Origin of the sequence: Ferribacterium limneticum (assembly GCF_020510585.1) — a bacterium.
Classification (GTDB): domain Bacteria; phylum Pseudomonadota; class Gammaproteobacteria; order Burkholderiales; family Rhodocyclaceae; genus Azonexus.
On record NZ_CP075190.1, the window covers coordinates 3,620,479 to 3,640,022 of the forward strand.

Annotated in this window: 17 protein-coding genes; 12 read left to right on the plus strand and 5 right to left on the minus strand. The window is 59.7% G+C overall.

The genetic code is table 11. The features are described 5' to 3' along the window. Positions 1-84: 84 nt before the first annotated feature. From trpC to KI613_RS17345, 4 genes are all read right to left on the minus strand, one after another. The gene (gene trpC, locus KI613_RS17330) at positions 85-873 is read right to left on the minus strand and encodes an indole-3-glycerol phosphate synthase TrpC (protein WP_226401678.1); all 789 of its coding nucleotides are present in this window, start codon (positions 871-873) and stop codon (positions 85-87) included. Next, positions 870-1,892, minus strand: coding sequence for an anthranilate phosphoribosyltransferase (trpD, locus tag KI613_RS17335; protein WP_226401680.1), 1,023 nt, complete (start codon positions 1,890-1,892; stop codon positions 870-872). Before trpD ends, trpC begins: the two co-directional genes overlap by 4 nt. Next, positions 1,889-2,461 (minus strand): aminodeoxychorismate/anthranilate synthase component II, encoded by a 573-nt coding sequence (locus KI613_RS17340; protein WP_226401682.1) that lies wholly within the window; start codon positions 2,459-2,461, stop codon positions 1,889-1,891. The genes trpD and KI613_RS17340 overlap by 4 nt, the downstream gene beginning before the upstream one ends. 191 nt (positions 2,462-2,652) lie before the next feature. Further along, entirely contained in the window at positions 2,653-4,680 is a 2,028-nt protein-coding gene (locus KI613_RS17345) for an O-linked N-acetylglucosamine transferase, SPINDLY family protein (protein WP_226401684.1), read from the minus strand. A gap of 225 nt (positions 4,681-4,905) precedes the next feature. Between KI613_RS17345 and KI613_RS17350 the strand changes: the two genes are divergently transcribed. From KI613_RS17350 to KI613_RS17385, 8 genes are all read left to right on the plus strand, one after another. Then, positions 4,906-5,916, plus strand: coding sequence for a glycosyltransferase family 2 protein (locus KI613_RS17350; RefSeq protein WP_226401686.1), 1,011 nt, complete (start codon positions 4,906-4,908; stop codon positions 5,914-5,916). Positions 5,917-5,942: 26 nt separating this feature from the next. Then, a complete protein-coding gene (locus KI613_RS17355) occupies positions 5,943-7,373 on the plus strand; it encodes a glycosyltransferase family 39 protein (protein ID WP_226401694.1) in 1,431 nt (476 codons plus the stop codon). After that, positions 7,354-8,043: a phosphatase PAP2 family protein gene (locus tag KI613_RS17360; RefSeq protein ID WP_226401696.1), complete on the plus strand. Its 690-nt coding sequence runs from the start codon at positions 7,354-7,356 to the stop codon at positions 8,041-8,043. Before KI613_RS17355 ends, KI613_RS17360 begins: the two co-directional genes overlap by 20 nt. Positions 8,044-8,333: 290 nt before the next feature. Further along, positions 8,334-9,758 (plus strand): aspartate ammonia-lyase, encoded by a 1,425-nt coding sequence (gene aspA / locus KI613_RS17365; protein WP_226401698.1) that lies wholly within the window; start codon positions 8,334-8,336, stop codon positions 9,756-9,758. A gap of 41 nt (positions 9,759-9,799) precedes the next feature. Beyond that, a complete protein-coding gene (locus KI613_RS17370) occupies positions 9,800-11,104 on the plus strand; it encodes a dicarboxylate/amino acid:cation symporter (RefSeq protein ID WP_226401700.1) in 1,305 nt (434 codons plus the stop codon). Positions 11,105-11,192: 88 nt separating this feature from the next. Further along, positions 11,193-11,948 carry a sulfite exporter TauE/SafE family protein gene (locus tag KI613_RS17375; RefSeq protein WP_226401702.1) on the plus strand — a complete coding sequence of 252 codons (756 nt, stop codon included), beginning with the start codon at positions 11,193-11,195 and terminating at the stop codon, positions 11,946-11,948. Between the two features lie 205 nt (positions 11,949-12,153). Next, positions 12,154-13,215: an asparaginase gene (locus KI613_RS17380; protein ID WP_226401704.1), complete on the plus strand. Its 1,062-nt coding sequence runs from the start codon at positions 12,154-12,156 to the stop codon at positions 13,213-13,215. Between the two features lie 134 nt (positions 13,216-13,349). After that, positions 13,350-14,525: a porin gene (locus tag KI613_RS17385; protein WP_226401706.1), complete on the plus strand. Its 1,176-nt coding sequence runs from the start codon at positions 13,350-13,352 to the stop codon at positions 14,523-14,525. 171 nt (positions 14,526-14,696) lie between these two features. On the opposite strand, the gene KI613_RS17390 is transcribed toward KI613_RS17385, so the two are convergent. Next, positions 14,697-16,067: a hypothetical protein gene (locus tag KI613_RS17390; RefSeq protein ID WP_226401708.1), complete on the minus strand. Its 1,371-nt coding sequence runs from the start codon at positions 16,065-16,067 to the stop codon at positions 14,697-14,699. Positions 16,068-16,391: 324 nt separating this feature from the next. Between KI613_RS17390 and KI613_RS17395 the strand changes: the two genes are divergently transcribed. The 4 genes from KI613_RS17395 (at position 16,392) to KI613_RS17410 (ending at position 19,471) form a co-directional block, all read left to right on the plus strand. Continuing rightward, on the plus strand, positions 16,392-16,721 hold the full coding sequence (locus tag KI613_RS17395; protein WP_226401710.1) for a FlxA-like family protein: 330 nt from the start codon (positions 16,392-16,394) through the stop codon (positions 16,719-16,721). Between the two features lie 328 nt (positions 16,722-17,049). Continuing rightward, positions 17,050-17,343: a hypothetical protein gene (locus KI613_RS17400; RefSeq protein WP_226401712.1), complete on the plus strand. Its 294-nt coding sequence runs from the start codon at positions 17,050-17,052 to the stop codon at positions 17,341-17,343. Between the two features lie 55 nt (positions 17,344-17,398). Next, the gene (locus tag KI613_RS17405) at positions 17,399-17,782 is read left to right on the plus strand and encodes a DUF5329 family protein (RefSeq protein WP_226401714.1); all 384 of its coding nucleotides are present in this window, start codon (positions 17,399-17,401) and stop codon (positions 17,780-17,782) included. A gap of 165 nt (positions 17,783-17,947) precedes the next feature. Further along, positions 17,948-19,471: a DUF3943 domain-containing protein gene (locus KI613_RS17410; protein WP_226401716.1), complete on the plus strand. Its 1,524-nt coding sequence runs from the start codon at positions 17,948-17,950 to the stop codon at positions 19,469-19,471. Positions 19,472-19,544: the final 73 nt, after the last annotated feature.

Below are 19,544 nucleotides of genomic sequence, written 5' to 3' on the forward strand. Positions count from 1 at the left end.
CGCAAAGAGCGAAACGCCCTAGCAACCGGTGATTGGCATGTTGGGAGGCTTCTCTAAAGTTATGTTGTTTTGACGCAACACAAATCAGGCAAACAGCCTTGCCAACTCGGAACCCGGCTCCGGCGCCCGCATGAAGGCTTCGCCGACGAGGAAGGCCTGAACCTTGTTTTTGCGCATCAGTGCTACGTCTTCGGGGGACAGGATGCCGCTTTCGGTGACGACGATCTTGTCGGCAGGGATGCGCGACAGCAGGCCGAGGGTGGTGGCTAGCGTGACGTCGAAGGTACGCAGGTTGCGATTGTTGATACCGAGCAGCGGGGTCTGGAGTTGCAGGGCGGCATCGAGCTCTTCGCCGTTGTGCACTTCGACCAGCACGGCCATGCCGTAGGCGTGGGCCTGCGCTTCGAGCGCTTGCATTTCCGCAAGCGTCAGCGCGGCGGCGATGAGCAGGATGGCGTCGGCGCCCATGGCGCGGGCTTCGGCGACCTGATAGGCGTCGACCATGAAGTCCTTGCGCAGCACGGGCAGCGCGCAGGAGGCGCGGGCAGCTTGCAGGTATTCCGGGCAGCCTTGGAAGTATTGGCGGTCGGTCAGCACCGACAGGCAGGCGGCGCCGTGCTGTTCGTAGCTGCGGGCGATGTCGGCCGGGTGGAAGTCGGGACGGATGACGCCTTTCGACGGGCTGGCCTTTTTGATTTCGGCGATTATTCCCGGTTGACCGTGGGAAATCTTGTTGCGGATAGCACCGACGAAATCGCGCGGTGCGGGCTGGGCAGCGGCCTCTTCCTCAACGACGGCGAGCGGTTTGACGGCCAGCGCGGCGGCGATCTCTTCGCGCTTGGTGGCGATGATCTTGTTGAGGATGTCGCTCATGCGAGTTTCTTCGTAGCGGCAACGAACTGTTCGAGCTTGGCCCGGGCAGCGCCCGAGGCGAGCATTTCAAATGCCTGATCGACGCCATCAGCCAGGGTTGCGGCCTGTCCGGCCACGTAGATGCTGGCGCCGGCGTTGAGGGCGACGATGTCGCGGGCGGCGCCGGGCTTGTTGTCGAGGGTGGCGAGCAGGACGGCTTTCGACTCCTCGATGTTGGCGACTTGCAGCACTTTCGGGTCATGCACCGGCAGGTTGAACTGTTCGGGATGGATTTCGTATTCGCTGACGCGGCCGTCTTTCAGTTCACCAACCAGCGTCTGGCCGGAGATGGAGATTTCGTCGAGGCCTTCGCGACCAAAGACGGTCAGCGCCCGGTTGCTGCCGAGGCGTTGCAGGACGCGGACCTGGATGCCTACGAGATCGGGGTGGAATACGCCCATGACCTGTTGCGGCGCGTTGGCCGGGTTGGTCAGCGGGCCGAGGATATTGAAGATGGTGCGCACGCCAAGTTCGCGACGGACCGGTGCGGCGTGTTTCATGGCGCTGTGGTGATTGGGCGCAAACATGAACCCGATGCCGGTTTCGGCGATGCACTGGGCGACTTGCTCGGGTTTCAGGTTGAGATTGACGCCCAGCGCTTCGAGCACGTCGGCGCTGCCGGAGGAACTGGAAACCGAGCGACCGCCGTGCTTGGCGATTTGCGCACCAGCCGCGGCGGCGACGAACATGGCAGTGGTCGAGATATTGAAGGTGTGGGCGCCATCGCCACCGGTGCCGCAGGTATCGACCAGGCGGCTGGTGTCGGCAATTTCGACCTTGGTCGACAACTCGCGCATCACCGTGGCGGCGGCGGCGATTTCGCCGATGGTTTCCTTTTTTACGCGCAGGCCGGTGATGATGGCGGCGATCATGACCGGCGTGACTTCACCGCCCATGATTTGCTGCATCAGGGAAACCATTTCGTCGTGGAAAATTTCGCGGTGTTCGATGACACGCTGGAGGGCGGCTTGCGGGGTCATTGCTTGAATTCGTCCAAAAAGTTCTTGAGCAGGTCGTGACCGCGTTCGGTCAGGATGGATTCAGGGTGGAACTGGACACCTTCGACAGCCAGCGTCTTGTGGCGAACTCCCATGATTTCGCCGTCGTCGGTCCAGGCAGTAATGTCTAGGCAATCGGGCAGCGATTCGCGCTCGATTGCCAGCGAGTGGTAGCGCGTGCAAGTCAGCGGATTGGGCAAGCCTTTGAAGACGCCAACATCCTTGTGATGCACGGGCGAGACTTTGCCGTGCATGAGCTGCTTGGCGTGCACGATCTTGCCGCCGAAGGCTTCGCCGATGGACTGGTGGCCGAGACAGACGCCAAGCAACGGAATCTTGCCGGCAAATTCGCGGATCGCCGCCAGCGAAATACCGGCCTGGGCCGGGGCGCAGGGGCCGGGGGAAATCACCAGATATTCGGGCTTGAGACGGGCGATTTCTTCGACCGTGATGGCGTCGTTGCGAAATACCTTCACGTCCTGGCCCAGTTCGCCGAAGTACTGGACGATGTTGTAGGTGAAGCTATCGTAGTTATCCACCATCAGAAGCATAGTTTCATCCAAGCAATTGATTTAATTAGCCAAACAACCACCAAAAAGTTGCTGTCACGACCCAGCGTTTTCCATTGCACGCAGGAGGCGCACGCCCTTTCCTGACGAAGCCTCGCGCCGACCGGATACGGCCTTTGCCATCGGCACGCAAGGGCCGGATAAGTCAGAAACGATTGCAGCATCGGGGAATTTTACTCCGCGCCCCGCGCATCCTGCGCCAAATAAATGTGCCCCGGCGACAAACCGGCACGAAATCGCTCATGTATCGCTTTGTAAGCCGTTTCGAGATGACCGGTAAACTTTTTGGCATCAAACAGGGGTGCGGCAAGTCGGTTCCGGGCAAGTTTTTGCTTGATGGACTGAAGCCGATCCGGCGTGCTCGCCAATTCGACAGCCAGATTTTCGTAATCCTGTTGCGTCGTCGTGATGAGCTCGGAAAGGCCGATTGCGTTCAGCAGACTGGCCGCCACCCGCGCCGCAAAGGATTGGCCGAGACAGGTCAGCACAGGCAACCCGGCCCACAGCGCATCGCTTGTCGTGGTGTGGGCATTGTAGGGCAGTGTATCCAGAAACAAATCCGCCAAAGCAATGCGTGCCAGGTGTTCGGGTAGCGGCACGCGCTCTGCAAACACCAGCCGCTCCGAATCTACGCCATGCACAGACGCTTCATGGCGCAGATTGGCCGCGGCGTCCGGATTGGCCTTGAAAAGCCACAATACCGAACCAGGAACCCGCTTGAGAATCCGCATCCAGCCTTCAAAAACTGACGGTGTAATCTTGTGGTTATTGTTGAAACAGGCAAATACAAAACCACTGGCGGGAAAGCCAAGTTCAGCGCGCGTAAATTCTCTGGGGGAAATTTGTCGCCGGGTATCATTTACTTGATAACTATCAGGCAGATAGACGACTTTCTCGGCATAGAAAACCTGACTTTCTTCGGGAATGAGCACCCGGTCAGCAACAATGTAATCCATATAGCTCGCCGCCATCGTTCCCGGATAGCCCAGATAATTCACCTGTACAGGTGCCGCCCTGTAAGCAAAAATCCCCGACCTGGCGTCTTTGGTATACCCCTTGAGATCCACGGCAATATCGATTTCCAAGTCGCGAGAAAGCTGCGCCACCTCCTTGTCGGAGCGATGGCGAACATCAATAAACTGATCAAATGCTGCTGATACCCGCGCCCGCATTTCATCCTGGATATCCGGCCCGAATGAAAATCCGATCAGTTCAAATTTGTTCTTGTCATGCAGCTCAAATAACTCTGCCATCAGATACATCGTGGCGTGATTTTGAAAATCTGCCGAGTAATAGCCAATACGTAGCTTTTCGTGGCATGGCGGCTTTATCTCCAGCCCAAGGTCGCTGCACCCGGGTGCTTCATCCTGCACATATTGAGCCGCAACTTGGCGATGCACAGCCGGATCATCCGTTAGCGCCAGAATGGGGAAGGGAGAAATAACTCGCCTGCCATTCGCTATCTGCTGAACAACCACATCTAGGGTTTCAGCAAAACTGCTCCAGTCACAAATATGCATTCGTGCACTGAGCAAGTTACCCAGAACTCTATCGCCGTACAGACTCCAAGCCTGCTCTTGAATCTCTCCGCTCCGAGCGCCAGACAACAGGCTTTCCCCATTGGGGTCTAGCCGAAGGCTTTCGAGAAAGCAGGGGATGGCGTCGATATATTTTTCCTGATCCAAAAATGCCGCACCTCGATTTCTCCAAGTTTCAACGGACTTCGGGTTGATTTCGAGAGATTTGCGGGCGACCACCTCGGCAAGCTCATATTTTTTTTGCCGGTTCAAGACGGCACTCAGGTTTATGTAGGCCTGGGCAAGATCAGGCTGAATCTCAAGCGCTTTTTTGAACGATGACTCCGCCTCCTCAAGTCGCCCTTCTTTTTCGTACAGCATCCCCAAATTCGAATGCGCAAAGGCAAAGCGTGGGGCCAGCGATAGCGCTCGCCTGAGGCATTGCTCGGCCTCGCGCAAGGCTCCAAGCTCGAGAAACTGAAAGCCGATACTGTTCTGGGCGTCGGAATTGTCGCGCGTCAGGGAGGACGACTGTTTCAGGGCAGCAATCGACTGTTTGCCTTGACCCAAACCGCGATAAGCGATGCCAAGGTTATACCAAGCCTCCGGCGATTTGGGCATTCGGCGAATCGCCTGCTGACACCAGCCGACAGCCACTGAATATTGACCTTGGGCGTTGGCCATGTGGGCCAATGCTATGCATTGAGCAATGAATTGGTGTTGCATTCGGGACGAAAAATATCCTGGTCGAGTTTTACTCAATTTGATCGCGAACCAAGCGCTCATTTGACATGCAGCATATTGATTCGATACGGTTTGCTAGGCCTCGAATTCTACATTAAACCCCCTGCCAGGCAGCCGGATGCGGGCTTTTCGATTAAAATGCGGCCTTTCCCGCCGGACCAAGCCATGAGCGCCGAACTTTCGATTCCCCCACATAGCCTTTCCATCGTCGTCCCGTTCTACAACGAGGAAGACAATATCGCGCCGCTGGTCAAGCGCGTGCATGAGGCGCTGGTTGGTTACAACTACCCGTGGGAGCTGGTGCTGGTCGATGACGGCAGCAGCGACGCCACCGTGGATCGTGCCGTGCAGTGTTCGCGCGAATACGGCCCGCACGTTCGCGTTGTTGAGCTGACGCGCAACTTCAAGCAGACCGCCGCCATGCAGGCTGGTATCGATGCGGCGCGTGGCGACGTGATCGTGACCATGGACGGCGATTTGCAGAACGATCCGATCGACATTCCGCGCATGGTTGCCCGGCTGATCAACGAAGATCTCGATCTGGTCGCCGGCTGGCGCCAGAACCGTCAGGACGGCCTGTTTCTGCGCAAGATTCCGTCGAAGATCGCCAACAAGCTGATCGCCCGGATGACCGGCGTCCATCTGCGCGACTACGGCTGCAGCCTCAAGGCTTTCCGCGGCAGCGTGATCAAGAGCGTGCGCCTGTACGGCGAAATGCACCGTTTCATTCCGGCCTGGCTGGCTACGGTGACGACGCCGCGCCGCATCGCCCAAGAGCCGACGACGCACCATGCGCGCACGGCCGGCGTTTCGAAGTACGGCATTTCGCGCACCTTCCGGGTCATTCTCGATTTGATCGCGGTGTATTTCTTCATGCGCTTCCGCGCTCGTCCCGGCCACTTTTTCGGCGGCATCGGCCTCGGTCTGACTGCCCTGTCCGGTCTGATCATGACCTGGCTGGCCTGGGTCAAATTCGGCCTCGGTGAAAACATCGGCGGCCGTCCGCTGCTCATCGTCGGCATCGGCATGCTGATTGCCGGGATCCACTTCATCACGACCGGCGTGCTGTCTGAACTTATGGCTCGCATCTACTTCGAGTCTGGCACTATCCGCTCCTACTCGGCGCGTCCGGAACGCGATCTGGCGGCTGACGAAGGCTGGCACAAGTCGGCGTGAATCCTACGGTCAACGGCAAAAACAGCGTGAAATGGCTGTTTGGCCTGACGGCCGTCCTGCTCGCCTGGCGCTTCTGGCTGCTGCCCAATCTGGGCATCTCGCTCTACGTCGACGAGGCGCAATACTGGACCTGGGCACAGCACCTCGATTGGGGCTATTTCTCCAAGCCGCCCGGCGTCGCGGCACTGATCTGGCTGTCTACCGCGCTGTTCGGCGACGGGCTGGTCGGCGTCAAGGCGCTGTCCATGCTCTGTTATCCGCTCGCCGCTGCTGCCTGCTGGGCGATTGCCCGGCGGCTCTACGACGAGCGTGTCGCTTTCTGGTCGGCCGTTGCAGTTTTAACGCTGCCGATTTTTTCCTGGCTCGGCCTCTTTGTTTCCACCGATGCACTGCTTACGCTGTTCTGGGCGCTGGCGCTGTGGGCTTTCCTGCGCGCTCTGGACAGCGATTCGTGGGGCGACTGGCTGCTGCTCGGCTTGGTCTGCGGCCTCGGCCTGCTCTCCAAATACACGATGGCTGCGTGGCTCGGCGCGGCCTTCCTTTTCCTGCTGGCCTTTCATCGGCCACGACTGGCCTCGGCCAAACCCTGGCTGGCGGTCGGGCTGGCGCTGTTGATCCTGTCGCCGAACATCATCTGGAATTTCACTCACGACTTCCCGACGCTCAAGCACACCGCCGACATCACGCTGAACCGTCAATCCGGCGGCGGGCTGGCCTCGCTCGGCGAATTTTGGGCGGCTCAGTGGATCGCCTTCGGCCCGGTACTCGGCAGCGTTTTCGTGCTGCTCCTCGTCCGTGTTCGCGAAAGCTGGCGCGACGACCGGACCCGGCTCCTGCTGTGGTTTGCGCTGCCGCTGTGGATCGTCGTCTCGGCGCAGGCCATGAAGAGCAGCGCCAACGCCAACTGGGCGGCGCCCGCTTTTGCGCCGGCCGTGATCGCCGCCGTGGCCTGGCTGCTGCAGCGCGAGAAGAAAAAACTGCTGATTGCTGGCTTGGCCGTCAACTTGTTGATCGTCGGACTGGTTTATCACTGGCCGCAGGTGATTGCCACGGTCAACCCGGAAAAACAGGCAAAATTGAACCCGTTCAAGCGCGCCATGGGCTGGGACGAACTGGGCCGGCAACTGAAACCGATTCTGCAGGCTCACCCGGACAGCGTACTCGTAGCCGACAACCGCACCTTGCTCGCCCACATGCTGTACGAGCTGCGCGACCTCAAGCCACTCGCCGCCAGCTGGAACCCTTCCGGCATCGCCAGCGACCATTACAAGCTGACGACCGATCTGCGCCCCTACGTCGGCAAGGATGCGATCCTGATCACCGACACGGCGCCGGGCGCCGACTTCGCCCCCCGCTTCGCCAGCATCGAAAAGTTAGCCACGCTGAAAGCGCCGCTCGACGCCACGACCAGCCGCGACATGGATGTTTACCTGCTGCATGACTTCAAGGGTTACTGAACTGCGCGTCGCCGGCATCGTTTTTGCGCTGCTGGCGGTGCTGTTTGTCGCCTTTCCGGAGATCGACCTGGCCGCCAGCCGCGTTTTCTATCGCGACGGCAAATGGGCGTTTTCCGGCGGCAACTGGCCGCTGTTCGAACTGCTCTACCGCGGCACGCCGCGCGTCGGACAGGCCTTGCTGGCCATCCTCGCCGGCGGTCTGCTGCTCGCCAGTATCAAGCGCCTGCGCTGGCTGCATGCGCGGCGGACGACCTTCGGCTTCCTGCTCGCCGCCGCACTGCTCGGGCCGGTGCTGCTCGTCGATGCCACGCTCAAGGATGGCTGGCACCGGGCCCGCCCGGCAACGGTGGCTGAATTCAACGGCCCCTTCAAATTCACCCCGGCCTTCGTCCCGACCGACCAGTGCCCGAAAAATTGCTCCTTCGTCAGCGGTCATGTGGCCACCGCCGCCTTCGTCATGGCCTTCGGCTGGCTGGGCGCGCCGGCTGTCCGGCGACGCTGGCTGCTGGCCAGCCTGGCCACCGGCACGCTGCTCGCCGTGGTGCGCATGACAGCCGGCGGGCATTTCCTGTCCGACACGATCTTCGCGTGGTTCGCGACCTATTTCAGCCTGTGGCTGACGGAATGGATTTTCCGGCGGCTGAAATGGCTACCGCCGACCGAAAAATAAGCATTCCCACGGTCAACTGGAAATAACGCCCAAAAACAAAAACCGCCGGACTCGGCGGTTTTTGTTTTTGGGTCGCCTGCGATCAATCGACCCGCGTATCGAGCCCCCAGGCTTCGGAAATCCGAACGCCCGCCCTGCCGAAACATCGGGAATCCGGCACTCTCGCCGCTTCTCCCCGAAAAACCCTCTAAAAATCAATGCCCGGCAAAACAGTTGTCGCTGGCATGGCACGTGCAATTAATAGCAAACCGGACGCCCCCCGCCCGACCACAACACGCACAGGAGACAGCATGACCCAACAACTCACCCACCGCCTCGAACACGACCTGCTCGGCGACCGTGAAGTCCCGACCGAAGCCTATTACGGCGTCCATACGCTGCGCGCCCTGGAAAACTTCGACATCACCGGCATTTCGATTGCCGTCTACCCGGACCTCATCCGCGCCCTGGCCCAGATCAAGAAGGCCGCCGCCCAGGCCAATCGCCAGCTCGGCCTGCTTGACGCCAAACGCGCCGACGCCATCGTTGCCGCCTGCCGTGAAGTCATCGACGGCCGGTGGCACGACCAGTTCGTTGTCGACGTCATCCAGGGCGGCGCCGGCACCTCGACCAACATGAACGCCAACGAGGTGATCGCCAACCGGGCGCTGGAAATCCTCGGCCACGCCCGCGGCGAGTACCAGTACCTGCACCCGAACGAGCACGTCAACATGAGCCAGTCGACCAACGACGTCTATCCGACAGCGCTCAAGCTCGCCACCTACGTCGGCATCTTCCGTCTCGTCGATGCCATGGCCTACCTGCGCCGCGCCTTCGAGCGCAAGGCCGAAGAATTCGCCGACGTGCTCAAGATGGGCCGCACCCAGTTGCAGGACGCCGTGCCGATGACCCTCGGCCAGGAATTCTCGACCTACGCCGTGATGCTCGGCGAAGACGAGGAGCGCCTCCGCGAAGCCGCCCTGCTCATCCGCGAGATGAACCTCGGCGCCACCGCCATCGGCACCGGCATCAACGCCCATCCGGACTACGCCGCCATCGTCTGCCGCAAGCTGGTGGAGATCAGCGGCATCCCGGTCCTCACCGCCCCCAACCTGATCGAGGCGACGCAGGACTGCGGCAGCTTCGTGCAGTTGTCCGGCGTGCTCAAGCGCGTTGCCGTCAAGCTGTCGAAAGTCTGCAACGACCTGCGCCTGCTCTCCTCCGGCCCGCGCGCCGGCTTCGGCGAGATCAACCTGCCGCCGCGCCAGGCCGGCTCGTCGATCATGCCGGGCAAGGTCAATCCGGTCATCCCGGAAGTCGTCAACCAGATCGCTTTCGAAGTGATCGGCAACGACACCACCGTCACCTTCGCCGCCGAGGCCGGCCAACTGCAGCTCAATGCCTTCGAGCCGATCATCGCCCACAGCCTGTTCAAGAGCGTGCTGCACCTCGGCAAGGGCTGCAAGACGCTGGCCGACTACTGCGTCGACGGCATCACCGCCAACCGCGACGCACTGCGCGCCAGCGTCGAACGCTCGATCGGCATCGTCACCGCGCTCAACCCCTACATCGGCTACGCCAACGCCACCGAAATCGCCGCCGAAGCCCACCTGAGCGGCCGTGGCGTCGCCGAGATCGTCCTCGAACGCAAGCTCATGAGCCCCGAGCAACTGGCCGACGTGCTGCGCCCTGAAGTCCTGACCAAGCCGCAAATGATCCTGCCCCGCGCCGCCTGAGCCAGCGCCCTTCATTCAATGCACAAAACAAGGAAACCATCATGAAAATGAACCGGTTAACCACCCTGATCATGATCGCCATGGTGCTCGGCGTCATTGTCGGCTACGCCTGCAACACCATGGCCGGCGGCCCGGCCGCCGCCAAGGAAATCGCCGGCTACTTCGGCATCCTGACCGACATCTTCCTGCGCCTGATCAAGATGATCATCGCCCCGCTCGTCTTCGCCACCCTGGTCGTCGGCCTGGCCGGCATGGGCGACTCGAAGACGGTCGGCCGGATCGGTGCCAAGGCGCTTGGCTGGTTCGTCGCCGCCTCGCTGTGCTCGCTGGCCCTTGGTCTGGTCTTCGCCAACCTGCTGCAACCCGGCGCCAATCTGGGCGTGCCGTTGCCCGAACTGGGCGCCGCGGTCGGCCTGAAAACCAGCGCGCTGAACCTCAAGGATTTCATCACCCACGTCTTCCCGAAGAATTTCTTCGAGGCGATGGCGGCCAATGAAATCCTGCAGATCCTCGTCTTCGCCGTCTTCTTTGGCCTTGCGCTCGGCCACCTGCATAACCAGGCGGCGCGCAGCCTGGTGAACACGATGGAAGAAGTCGTGCACGTCATGCTCAAGGTCACCGACTACGTCATGCGCTTCGCCCCGATCGGCGTTTTCGGCGCTGTCGCCGGCATCATCACGACCCAGGGCCTGGGCATGCTGGTCGTCTTCGGCAAGCTGCTGGCCAGCTTCTACATCGCCCTCGCCGTTCTCTGGCTGGTGCTTATCGCGGCCGGCTACTTCGTGCTCGGCAAGGAAGTCTTCCGCCTGCTCAAGCTGGTGCGCAGCCCGATGTTGCTCGGCTTCTCGACGGCCAGCAGCGAATCGGCCTACCCCAAGCTCATGGAGCAGCTCGAGAAGTTCGGCGTCAAGGACCGCATCACCGGCTTCGTCCTGCCGCTCGGCTACTCCTTCAACCTCGACGGCTCGATGCTCTACTGCGCCTTCGCCGCGCTGTTCATCGGCCAGGCCTATGGCATCGACCTCAGTCTGGGAACGCAGATCACCATGCTGCTGGTCCTCATGATCTCGAGCAAGGGCGTCGCCGGCGTGCCGCGTTCCTCGCTGGTCGTCGTTGCCGCCGTGCTGCCGATGTTCGGACTGCCCGAAGCAGGCTTGCTGCTGATCCTCGGCATCGACCACTTCCTCGACATGGGGCGCACGGCGACCAACGTGCTCGGCAACGCCATCGCCACCGCCGTCGTCGCCAAATGGGAGAAGGCCATCGACCCGGTGGACGAGTCCCTCGCCGACGTCGATGACGCGCTGCCGGTCGCCGGCGAGGACGCCGTGCCGGTCACCGCCTGACCATCCCTCCTCTGGGTTCGGCCGCCCCCCGCGCCGAACCCTCTTGCTTGACCCGGTGCCTCGCACCGGGTCTTTTTTTGAGTTCGCCATGACTATCGACTGGTTCATCCTCGCCCCCGCCGCCTTCTTCGCCGGCATGGTCGACGCCGTGGTCGGCGGCGGCGGTCTGATCCAGATTCCGGTCTTGCTCTCCGCCTTCCCGCAGGCCGGCATCCCAACGCTGTTCGGCACCAACAAGGTGTCGAGCATCGCCGGCACCGGCGCCTCGTTGTGGCGTTACGCCCGCGCCGTGCGCATTCCCTGGCGGCTGGTGCTGCCTGCCACGGCCGCCGCGCTGCTCGGTGCCTGGCTGGGCGCCGCCGTGGTCGCCTGGATTCCGCGCGAGGCGATGCGGCCGCTGGTCGTCGTCATGATGCTCGCCGTCGCCATCTACACCTTCCTGCGCAAGAACCTGGGCCAGGAGGAAACCCACGAACCACGCCCCGGCGACCTTTGGCGCGGCGCCCTGTTCGGGCTGGTCATCGGTTTCTACGACGGCTTCTTCGGGCCGGGCACCGGCAGCTTCCTGATCTTCGGCTTCGTCCGCCTGTTCGGCATGGACTTCATCCGCGCCTCGGCCAGCGCCAAGGTCGTCAATTTCGCCACCAACATTTCGGCCATCGGCTTCTTCGCCAGCCACGGCCCCATCCTGTGGGCGGTCGGCCTGACCATGGCGGCCTGCAATCTGGCCGGCGCCTACGTCGGCACCCACCTCGCCCTGAAACACGGCGCCGGCTTCATCCGCAAGGCCTTCCTCGGCGTCGTCAGCGTGCTGATCGTCAAGCAACTGATTGAAGTCTTCTGAAACGGCGGCCGCACGCATCGAAAAACCGATGGCCCGCATCGGCCAAGCCTCGACATTCCGTCAAAAACACCGGGCACCATAAAACCATTTCCCAATAAATCAATCACATAACAACAAACGGCATTCCCCTAACATCTGGCATGACCCGTGCTGAATAGAAAGCACGAAACCAACCCCGGGTTTCTTCAATGCACAAGGAGATTCAATGAACCGCTTCCTCGCCCGCTGCGCGCTGATCGCCGTAGCCTTCTGTCAGGCGATTCCCGCCTTTGCCGACAAACCCAATGTCGTCATCCTCGCAACCGGCGGCACCATCGCCGGAGCCGGGGCCGATGTTGCCAAGAGCGCCACCTACCAGGCCGCCAAGGTGCCGGTCGATAAATTGATCGCCGGCATTCCGACCCTCGCCGATGTCGCCCAGGTGCGCGGCGAGCAGGTATTCCAGATCGCCTCCGAAAGCTTCACCAACGAGCACCTCGTCACCCTCGGCAAGCGCGTCGCCGCCCTGGCCAAGCAGGGCGATGTTGACGGCATCGTCGTCACGCACGGCACCGACACACTCGAAGAAACCGCCTACTTCCTGAACCTCGTCGTGCATACCGACAAGCCCATCGTGGTGGTTGGCTCGATGCGTCCGGGCACGGCCATGTCGGCTGACGGCATGCTCAACCTGTCGAACGCGGTGAGCGTTGCCGCCAGCCAGGATGCGCGCGGCAAGGGCGTGCTGGTGACGATGAACGACGAGCTGAACAGCGGCCGCGACGTCTCCAAGATGATCAACATCAAGACCGAAGCCTTCAAGAGCCCGTGGGGCGCCTTGGGTATGGTGGTCGAGGGCAAGAACTACTGGTTCCGCCTGCCGGCCAAGCGCCACACCATGAACTCGGAATTCGACATCGAGAAGATCGGCGCGCTGGCCCCGGTTGAAATCGCCTACGGCTACGGCAATGTCAGCGACACCGCCTATCGTGCGCTGGCCGACAAGGGCGCCAAGGCCATCATCCATGCCGGTACCGGCAACGGTTCGGTCGCCGCCCGCGTCGTTCCCGGTCTGCGCGAACTGCGTGCCAAGGGCGTGCAGATCATCCGCTCCTCGCACGTCAATGCCGGTGGTTTCGTCATCCGCAACGCCGAGCAGCCGGACGACCAGTACGACTGGGTCGTCGCCCACGACCTCAACCCGCAGAAGGCCCGCATCCTGGCTGCCGTTGCCATGACCAAGACCCAGGACAGCAAGGAACTGCAGCGCATCTTCTGGGAATACTGAGCCAGCGCAGTTTGACTAGCTGAACCAGCGGCGGGCCCAGCGGCCCGCCCGGCTCCCCCGTTTCAGACAAGACACCGATGCCGCATCGCCGATGCCGGCAGGGACCCACTTTTTCTCGAATCAAGGATCGCACCATGAAAAAACTCGTACTCGCCATGACCGCCGCCGGCCTCTGGTCGGCCTTCGCCCCCGCCCAGGCCGGCGAACTCGACGATCTCAAAGCCAACATGCAGAAGATGATGGAACGCATCGCCCAGCTTGAAGCCCAGGCCAAGGAAGCGCCGCGCGCCGCTCCCGAGAGCAAGGCCCCGGTCCTCTCCAACTCGTCACTGGGCGCCAACGCCAGCGTCACGGTTTACGGCAAGCTGGACATGTTCACCGAATACAACAGCGGCGGCGGCAAGGGCGACCGGCTGTCGCTAGAATCCGGCGGCCTCAACGGCACCCGCCTGGGCGTCAAGGGCGGCGCCGACATCACCGAAGGGGTCCGTGGCGTCTTCCAGCTGGAAAGCGGCATCTTCCTCAACAAGGGCACGCTGGCCCAGGGCGGGCGACTGCTCGGCCGCCAGGCCTACGCCGGCATCGAAGGTAAATACGGACGCCTGACCGCCGGTCGACAGTACTCGCCGGTCTACAACGCCATCATCAATTACGACGCCTACGAACAGGGTTACGGCTCGCCGACGACCGACGGCAACGTCAGCACCGGCTCGACCCGCTTCGACAACTCGCTGGTCTATGCCAGCCCGAAATTCAAGGGGCTGAGCGCCAACGTCATGCTGGCGCTCGGCGGCGAAACCGGCAAGTCTTCGGACGCCATGGCCCTCGCCGTCAATTACGAAAACGGCCCCTTCGACATGAGCGTTGCCTACCAGGACGACGACCATGCGAGCAGCACGACAGCAAAAACCGAAAACGCCTTCATCGGCGTCGGCTACCAGATCATGAAGACCAAGCTGCTGGCCGGCTACGGCCATGCCGTGACGACGCCGGACGGTGGCCTCAAGACGACGCGCCATGAATGGATGGTCGGCAGCCGCACAGCCGTCACCGGTACCGGCAAGCTGCTGCTCTCCTACGGCGAAGGGAAGACCGAGAACAGCAACCCCGACAACAAGGGCAGCGTCGCCACCATCGGCTGGGTAGAAAACATAGGCGCCCAATCCGCCGTCTACGGCATCTTCTCCGCCCACAAGAACAGCGCCGGCTCGGCCCTGGTCCCGATGGGCACCAGCTCAGCCGGCAACTACACGGTCAATCCGGGCGATTCGGCTTACGGGCTGGCGTTGGGGTATCAGTACTGGTTCTAAGCGGGGAACCCGGGACTGCAATTGCCGTCCCGGGGCATTGTTTGTATTCGAATCGATCCGCTATCCAAAATATCTGTTGTGCCCAAAGCGGCTGATTGCGCTTTGGATAAGTGGACATTCAATATCTACAGACGCACAGATGACTGCAAATAGTTCAGATGCAACGGGACTCTAAGCTGATAGATTCCGAATCCATGCGGAACTAGAGTTCATTCTATCGACCAAGTCTGTGAGCATTGAATCTGGGTCATTGGATAATCGGACACGATCAAATGCGGCAGCAATATCTTCGCCTGTAATCAATATTGTGTTTCGGACCCGCAGTTCATCAGCATGTGTGGCGATCTGGTCTCGTGGCAACCGACAAACCAGAACAGAGAGTATGTTAAATCGGTGGGCAGATGCCTCAAGGGATTTCGACAATGCTCCACGCCGGTCAACAAGCTTTCCAATTTTCGAAGCAAAGTCTGCGACCCGTGTCGTGCATTCAACAATCGCCAACCTTCCACCGGGTGTCGTGACAATGAGATCGGGAGCGTCAGTTTCAATCTGAATCGCCGGATTAAAACCTAACAAAAAGAGGAGAGATGCAATCCCTTGCTCAAACTTCACAGAGTCATGCGAGTCTAGAACTGCATGCCTGAGCATTTTTAAGTCGCGATCAAAGTGCTGAGTAGCTAGGAGCCTGTAATTTCTGGCCTTTTCAGGATCAACGAACCATTGACGTCTAACAGTTGAATTTCCAAGCATCAACATGACAAGAACGCTGTCCGCGTTTTCTAGCTTAATGTGCGCAGTTCCTTCGCGACGCCTATCGCGAACGTCACCCCACACTAAGTTGTTGGTCGCATGTTGACGCGCGGCAAGGGCGTTTCCCGGTACGGCACGGAAAGAGAGTTTAACTAGGCTAGTATCCAACGCAGGATGTGCATGCAGCGTTAGTTTTAGCGTGTCGCCTGCTACAGAACATCCATCAAATATGAGATCTACTGGCGGTCCAATTCGGATCTCGATCTTAGGCGGGGTTGATGTTGAACCGGGCGCTTTCAACCCAAGCCAGTTTGCCACGTCACTTAGACCATCAAACGGTGGTTCCGCCAACCGCAATGCGCTGTCGATAACTGCAAGCTCAGTTGTTGTCGGGGCAGGTCGGTTGTCGCCATTTATCAAAAGATGTAGATCAGAAAACCAACGGTCACGGTGACTCATCTCTGAATAACAATCGAATAACTCGGAAAGGGGCAACGTCATGGGTGCTTCGATAAGCCCCACCTTCCCACCAATTGCATCTTTGAGCAGTTGAAGAAGAAGGCCTTTGTTGGTCTCAACTCGTTGAATTTGACCAATCGCGAAGCCTGCAACATCAATTCGAAAGTTAAGGTCCTTTTGTGAAGGAAGCGGATTCAACGATAGTGATGCATCCCATATTTCATAGCCATCTCCACCATGAGTCGCGATGTAACGAAAATCGAGTGAATACCCATCACAGATCCATGCTTCCGCAGCATCCAAAAAGGTTTTCAAGATGAATTGGTTGCTCAAATTATGTCTTTAGCCTATCAGGATCATGCGCGTTGAGAAATTAGGGCATTACTGCAGGAGCATTCTGTTTGTCATTAATTATGAACTATTTGTCTGGTAGTCATGAATATCCCTTATGGGGACAATTTATCTGCGGCCGCTACGGGCCGAATTGAGGCAATTGATCACCAAACGTTGCGGCGGAATAATCGATCGGGGACAGACCACGGTTTATAGAAGCCAAGCACTTCCGATCTTTACTTGTTTTTACCCTTTGCGCCCTCAGCATCGCACCGCCTCTAGCCGATAACTGGTTTACCAAACCAAACGGCATGAGGCCTTGAAATGACATCGATTGCTAGTGTTCCGAGTACAACGGGCATCTCCGCTTCCACCGGCTCGGGTAGTGGAAACAGCGCGCAGATTGCGGCGCTTGAAAAGCAGTTGCAGGCTTTGCAGAAGCAGTTGAAGACTGCGCAGAAGGATACGTCCGGAGACAGCGCAGAAAAGATCAAACTGTTGCAGGCGCAAATCGCCCAAGTGCAGGCGCAGATTGCGCAGCTCAGGGCTCAGGAAAAACAGGCCGCCAGCGAGACTGGCGGAGCGACGGCTGCTCAGCCTTCGGCCAAGGCGGAAAGCGGCACGCTTGGGGTTAATGTGGATGAGTTTGTTTAGGCAAACGGGGATGCCACGGTCAACCGGAAAAAACGGCCAAAACTGCAAACCAGGGACAGACCACGGTTTTTCGGTTTTTAGTTCTTGTACAAAACTTCTCAGGAAGGGTGAATCGACTCTGTACGTTGCCGCACGGTGCGACATTTGAGCCGGGCGTAACGTGATGTCGAAATAGGCCACGGAAGGCGGTGCTGCATCGCGAGAGACCGGGACCGTTCTTCGGCGCTCAAGAAAGTTGCCCCTTACCTGTCGTAGCTGACCAAGGGGTTGCTCTGGACGGCGTCTGAGCTCCAACCCGCCAAGGACGCCGCGACAATGATTCGACTGTGTGAGCATTTACGTGATCGCTGGCATTGATCTTCTGCAGTTGTTGCAATGGCCCGCCATGTTGGTGACGGCTCTGGCTGCCTGGCTTATTGCCGCCCAGTCCAAACGCCGGCGCGAAATCGGGTTCTGGTGTTTCCTCCTTAGCAATGGCTTATGGATGCTATGGGGATGGCATGACAACGCCTATGCGCTCATGTTCCTGCAAGTTGTCCTGGCTTGTCTCAACATCCGCGGCGTCTTCAAGAACGAACCGCGCCTGGATACGCCATCCGATTCCCAGGCTTCTGCGCGATGAAAAAGCGCGCACCCATGCCGGGCGGGCTGCTCCAGCCCATGCTGGACGCGGAGCTTTGAACTTCCTGATTAAGGCGGGAGCGGCCCTGATTCTTGGATTCCTTTTGGCCTCAGCTGCCCATGCGGATCCCCCTGTCAAGGTCCAACAGGAAGTCAATGCCCTGCTCGGCTTTGTCGAAGACTCGGGGTGCCAGTTCTATCGTAACGGCATTTGGTCCGAGGCAAAAACGGCGCAAACGCATTTGCGCAACAAGTACAACTACCTCGTGGCAAGAAATCTGATTAACGCCACGGGAGACTTTATCGACCTCGCTGCCACTGAAAGCAGCTTGACCGGCTTGGCGTACAAGGTGAAATGCCATGGAAAAACCATGACCAGCAAGCAGTGGCTACGCGATGAACTGTCGCGGCTCCAAACGCAAAAACAGCTCCCCCAATGATCGCCAACAAGCGCCCGAAGATGGGCTGCCGCCAGCACGGGCGATCCATTTCACTTGGCGTGTGCAGCGCTGGCCGCGATTCAATCTGCCCTCCCGTCCGTAACGCCTCAGCACTATGTGCGATACCAAACATATCTTTGTATCGGGCCTTGATAGATTTCGGGCGTGCGACAAAATGACTCGATATCCACGTTCCGGGTGACACCCTTCGATTTCGCCTTGCTTTGCCGCTCGGCGCGGTTCGCCGTGTTCGTTTTGCTGGGGCTGGCAACGTATAGCGCATTCGGTGCGGACGCGGAGTTGACCAACCCACCGGCAGCTTGGGAACTCCCCCTGAACGAGACGACGAGCGGCCCGCCCGACAAGTTCGATTTTTCGGGGAATTCCGGGAATCCCGCTACGCGCAAGAACTATGTCATCCCGGCAATTGAAATTGTCGGCTTCGAGGCCACGCTAAATCTGGTAAACCGGCGCGACCCGAGCGGTGACTATAAAAGCAACCTTTCGTCGATCGGGGACAATTTGGGCAGCAGTTGGGGCGTCGATAGAGATCCCTTCCGTACCAACCAGCTCGGGCATCCGTATGCCGGTGCGATGTACCACACGTTTGCCCGGTCTCTTGGCCTCAACTACTGGGAGTCACTGGCCTATACCTTTGCCGGTAGCGCGTTGTGGGAAATTGCCGGTGAGGTGACGCCACCCTCGATAAACGATCAGATCAATACCGGCATCGGCGGGACATTCCTCGGTGAGGCGCTGTTTCGCCTGTCCAACCTGATGCTCGAGCATGGCGGCGATAGCCCTTCCTTGTGGCGCGAGATCGGTGCGGCGGCAATTTCTCCGGCGACAGGCTTCAATCGTCTTGTCTTTCGCAATCGATGGGATTCGATTTTTGCCAGCCGCAATCCCGCCTATTACAGCAAGCTGGAATTCGGATTCACCGGTACCGCGAATGCCAATCACGGCACCGCGACGACACAACTCAAACGCAACGAAGCCGTTGCCGATTTCTCCATCGACTACGGGCTGCCGGGGAAAACCGGATATTCCTATACCCGGCCTTTCGATTATTTCAACCTGCAGGCTAGCGTCTCAAACGCACGCGGTTTCGAAAGCCTCATGACGCGTGGACTGCTGGTCGGCAAGGACTATGAAGCAGGCGCGAACTACCGGGGAATCTTTGGGTTATACGGCAGTTACGACTACATGGCGCCGCAAATCTTTCGCGTCTCGAGCACCGCGCTCTCGATAGGCACCACCGGGGAATTCCGGTTGTCCGAATCGGTCGCGCTGCAAGGCACCGGCTTGCTGGGTATCGGCTACGCAGCGGTCGGCTCCACCCATGCGAACGCGTCCGAGCTCGAATACCACTATGGCCTGGCGCCACAAGGTCTCTTGGCCTTGCGCGCAATTTTCGGCGAAAAAGCCTCGCTTGATCTGACGGCGCGCGAATACTTCGTGAGCCGGGTTGCTGCCGACAGTCGTGGCGGGCGGGACAATATTGTCCGTCTGGATGCCTCGTTTACCATGCGCGTCAATCGGCGCCATGCGGTCAGCATCAAGTACTTGGGGAATCGCCGCGACGCGAGCTTTCCCGAGCAGGGAGGCGTAACCCAGAGTCGAGGAACGATAGGCATTTTCTACACGTATCTCGGTCAGGACGGATTCGGCAGCGGCGATTGGCACTGAGCGTTTACCCGCGCAGCCTCAATCCGGCATGCCACGGTCAACCGGAAAAAACGGCCAAAATTGAAATCCTCTT

What these genes read in the sequence shown, in the direction of transcription:
- trpC (WP_226401678.1), bottom strand. Translation starts at nt 873, where the DNA reads ATGAGCGACATCCTCAACAAGATCATCGCCACCAAGCGCGAAGAGATC.
- trpD (WP_226401680.1), bottom strand. Translation starts at nt 1,892, where the DNA reads ATGACCCCGCAAGCCGCCCTCCAGCGTGTCATCGAACACCGCGAAATT.
- KI613_RS17340 (WP_226401682.1), bottom strand. Translation starts at nt 2,461, where the DNA reads ATGCTTCTGATGGTGGATAACTACGATAGCTTCACCTACAACATCGTC.
- KI613_RS17345 (WP_226401684.1), bottom strand. Translation starts at nt 4,680, where the DNA reads ATGGCCAACGCCCAAGGTCAATATTCAGTGGCTGTCGGCTGGTGTCAG.
- KI613_RS17350 (WP_226401686.1), top strand. Translation starts at nt 4,906, where the DNA reads ATGAGCGCCGAACTTTCGATTCCCCCACATAGCCTTTCCATCGTCGTC.
- KI613_RS17360 (WP_226401696.1), top strand. Translation starts at nt 7,354, where the DNA reads ATGACTTCAAGGGTTACTGAACTGCGCGTCGCCGGCATCGTTTTTGCG.
- aspA (WP_226401698.1), top strand. Translation starts at nt 8,334, where the DNA reads ATGACCCAACAACTCACCCACCGCCTCGAACACGACCTGCTCGGCGAC.
- KI613_RS17370 (WP_226401700.1), top strand. Translation starts at nt 9,800, where the DNA reads ATGAAAATGAACCGGTTAACCACCCTGATCATGATCGCCATGGTGCTC.
- KI613_RS17375 (WP_226401702.1), top strand. Translation starts at nt 11,193, where the DNA reads ATGACTATCGACTGGTTCATCCTCGCCCCCGCCGCCTTCTTCGCCGGC.
- KI613_RS17380 (WP_226401704.1), top strand. Translation starts at nt 12,154, where the DNA reads ATGAACCGCTTCCTCGCCCGCTGCGCGCTGATCGCCGTAGCCTTCTGT.
- KI613_RS17385 (WP_226401706.1), top strand. Translation starts at nt 13,350, where the DNA reads ATGAAAAAACTCGTACTCGCCATGACCGCCGCCGGCCTCTGGTCGGCC.
- KI613_RS17395 (WP_226401710.1), top strand. Translation starts at nt 16,392, where the DNA reads ATGACATCGATTGCTAGTGTTCCGAGTACAACGGGCATCTCCGCTTCC.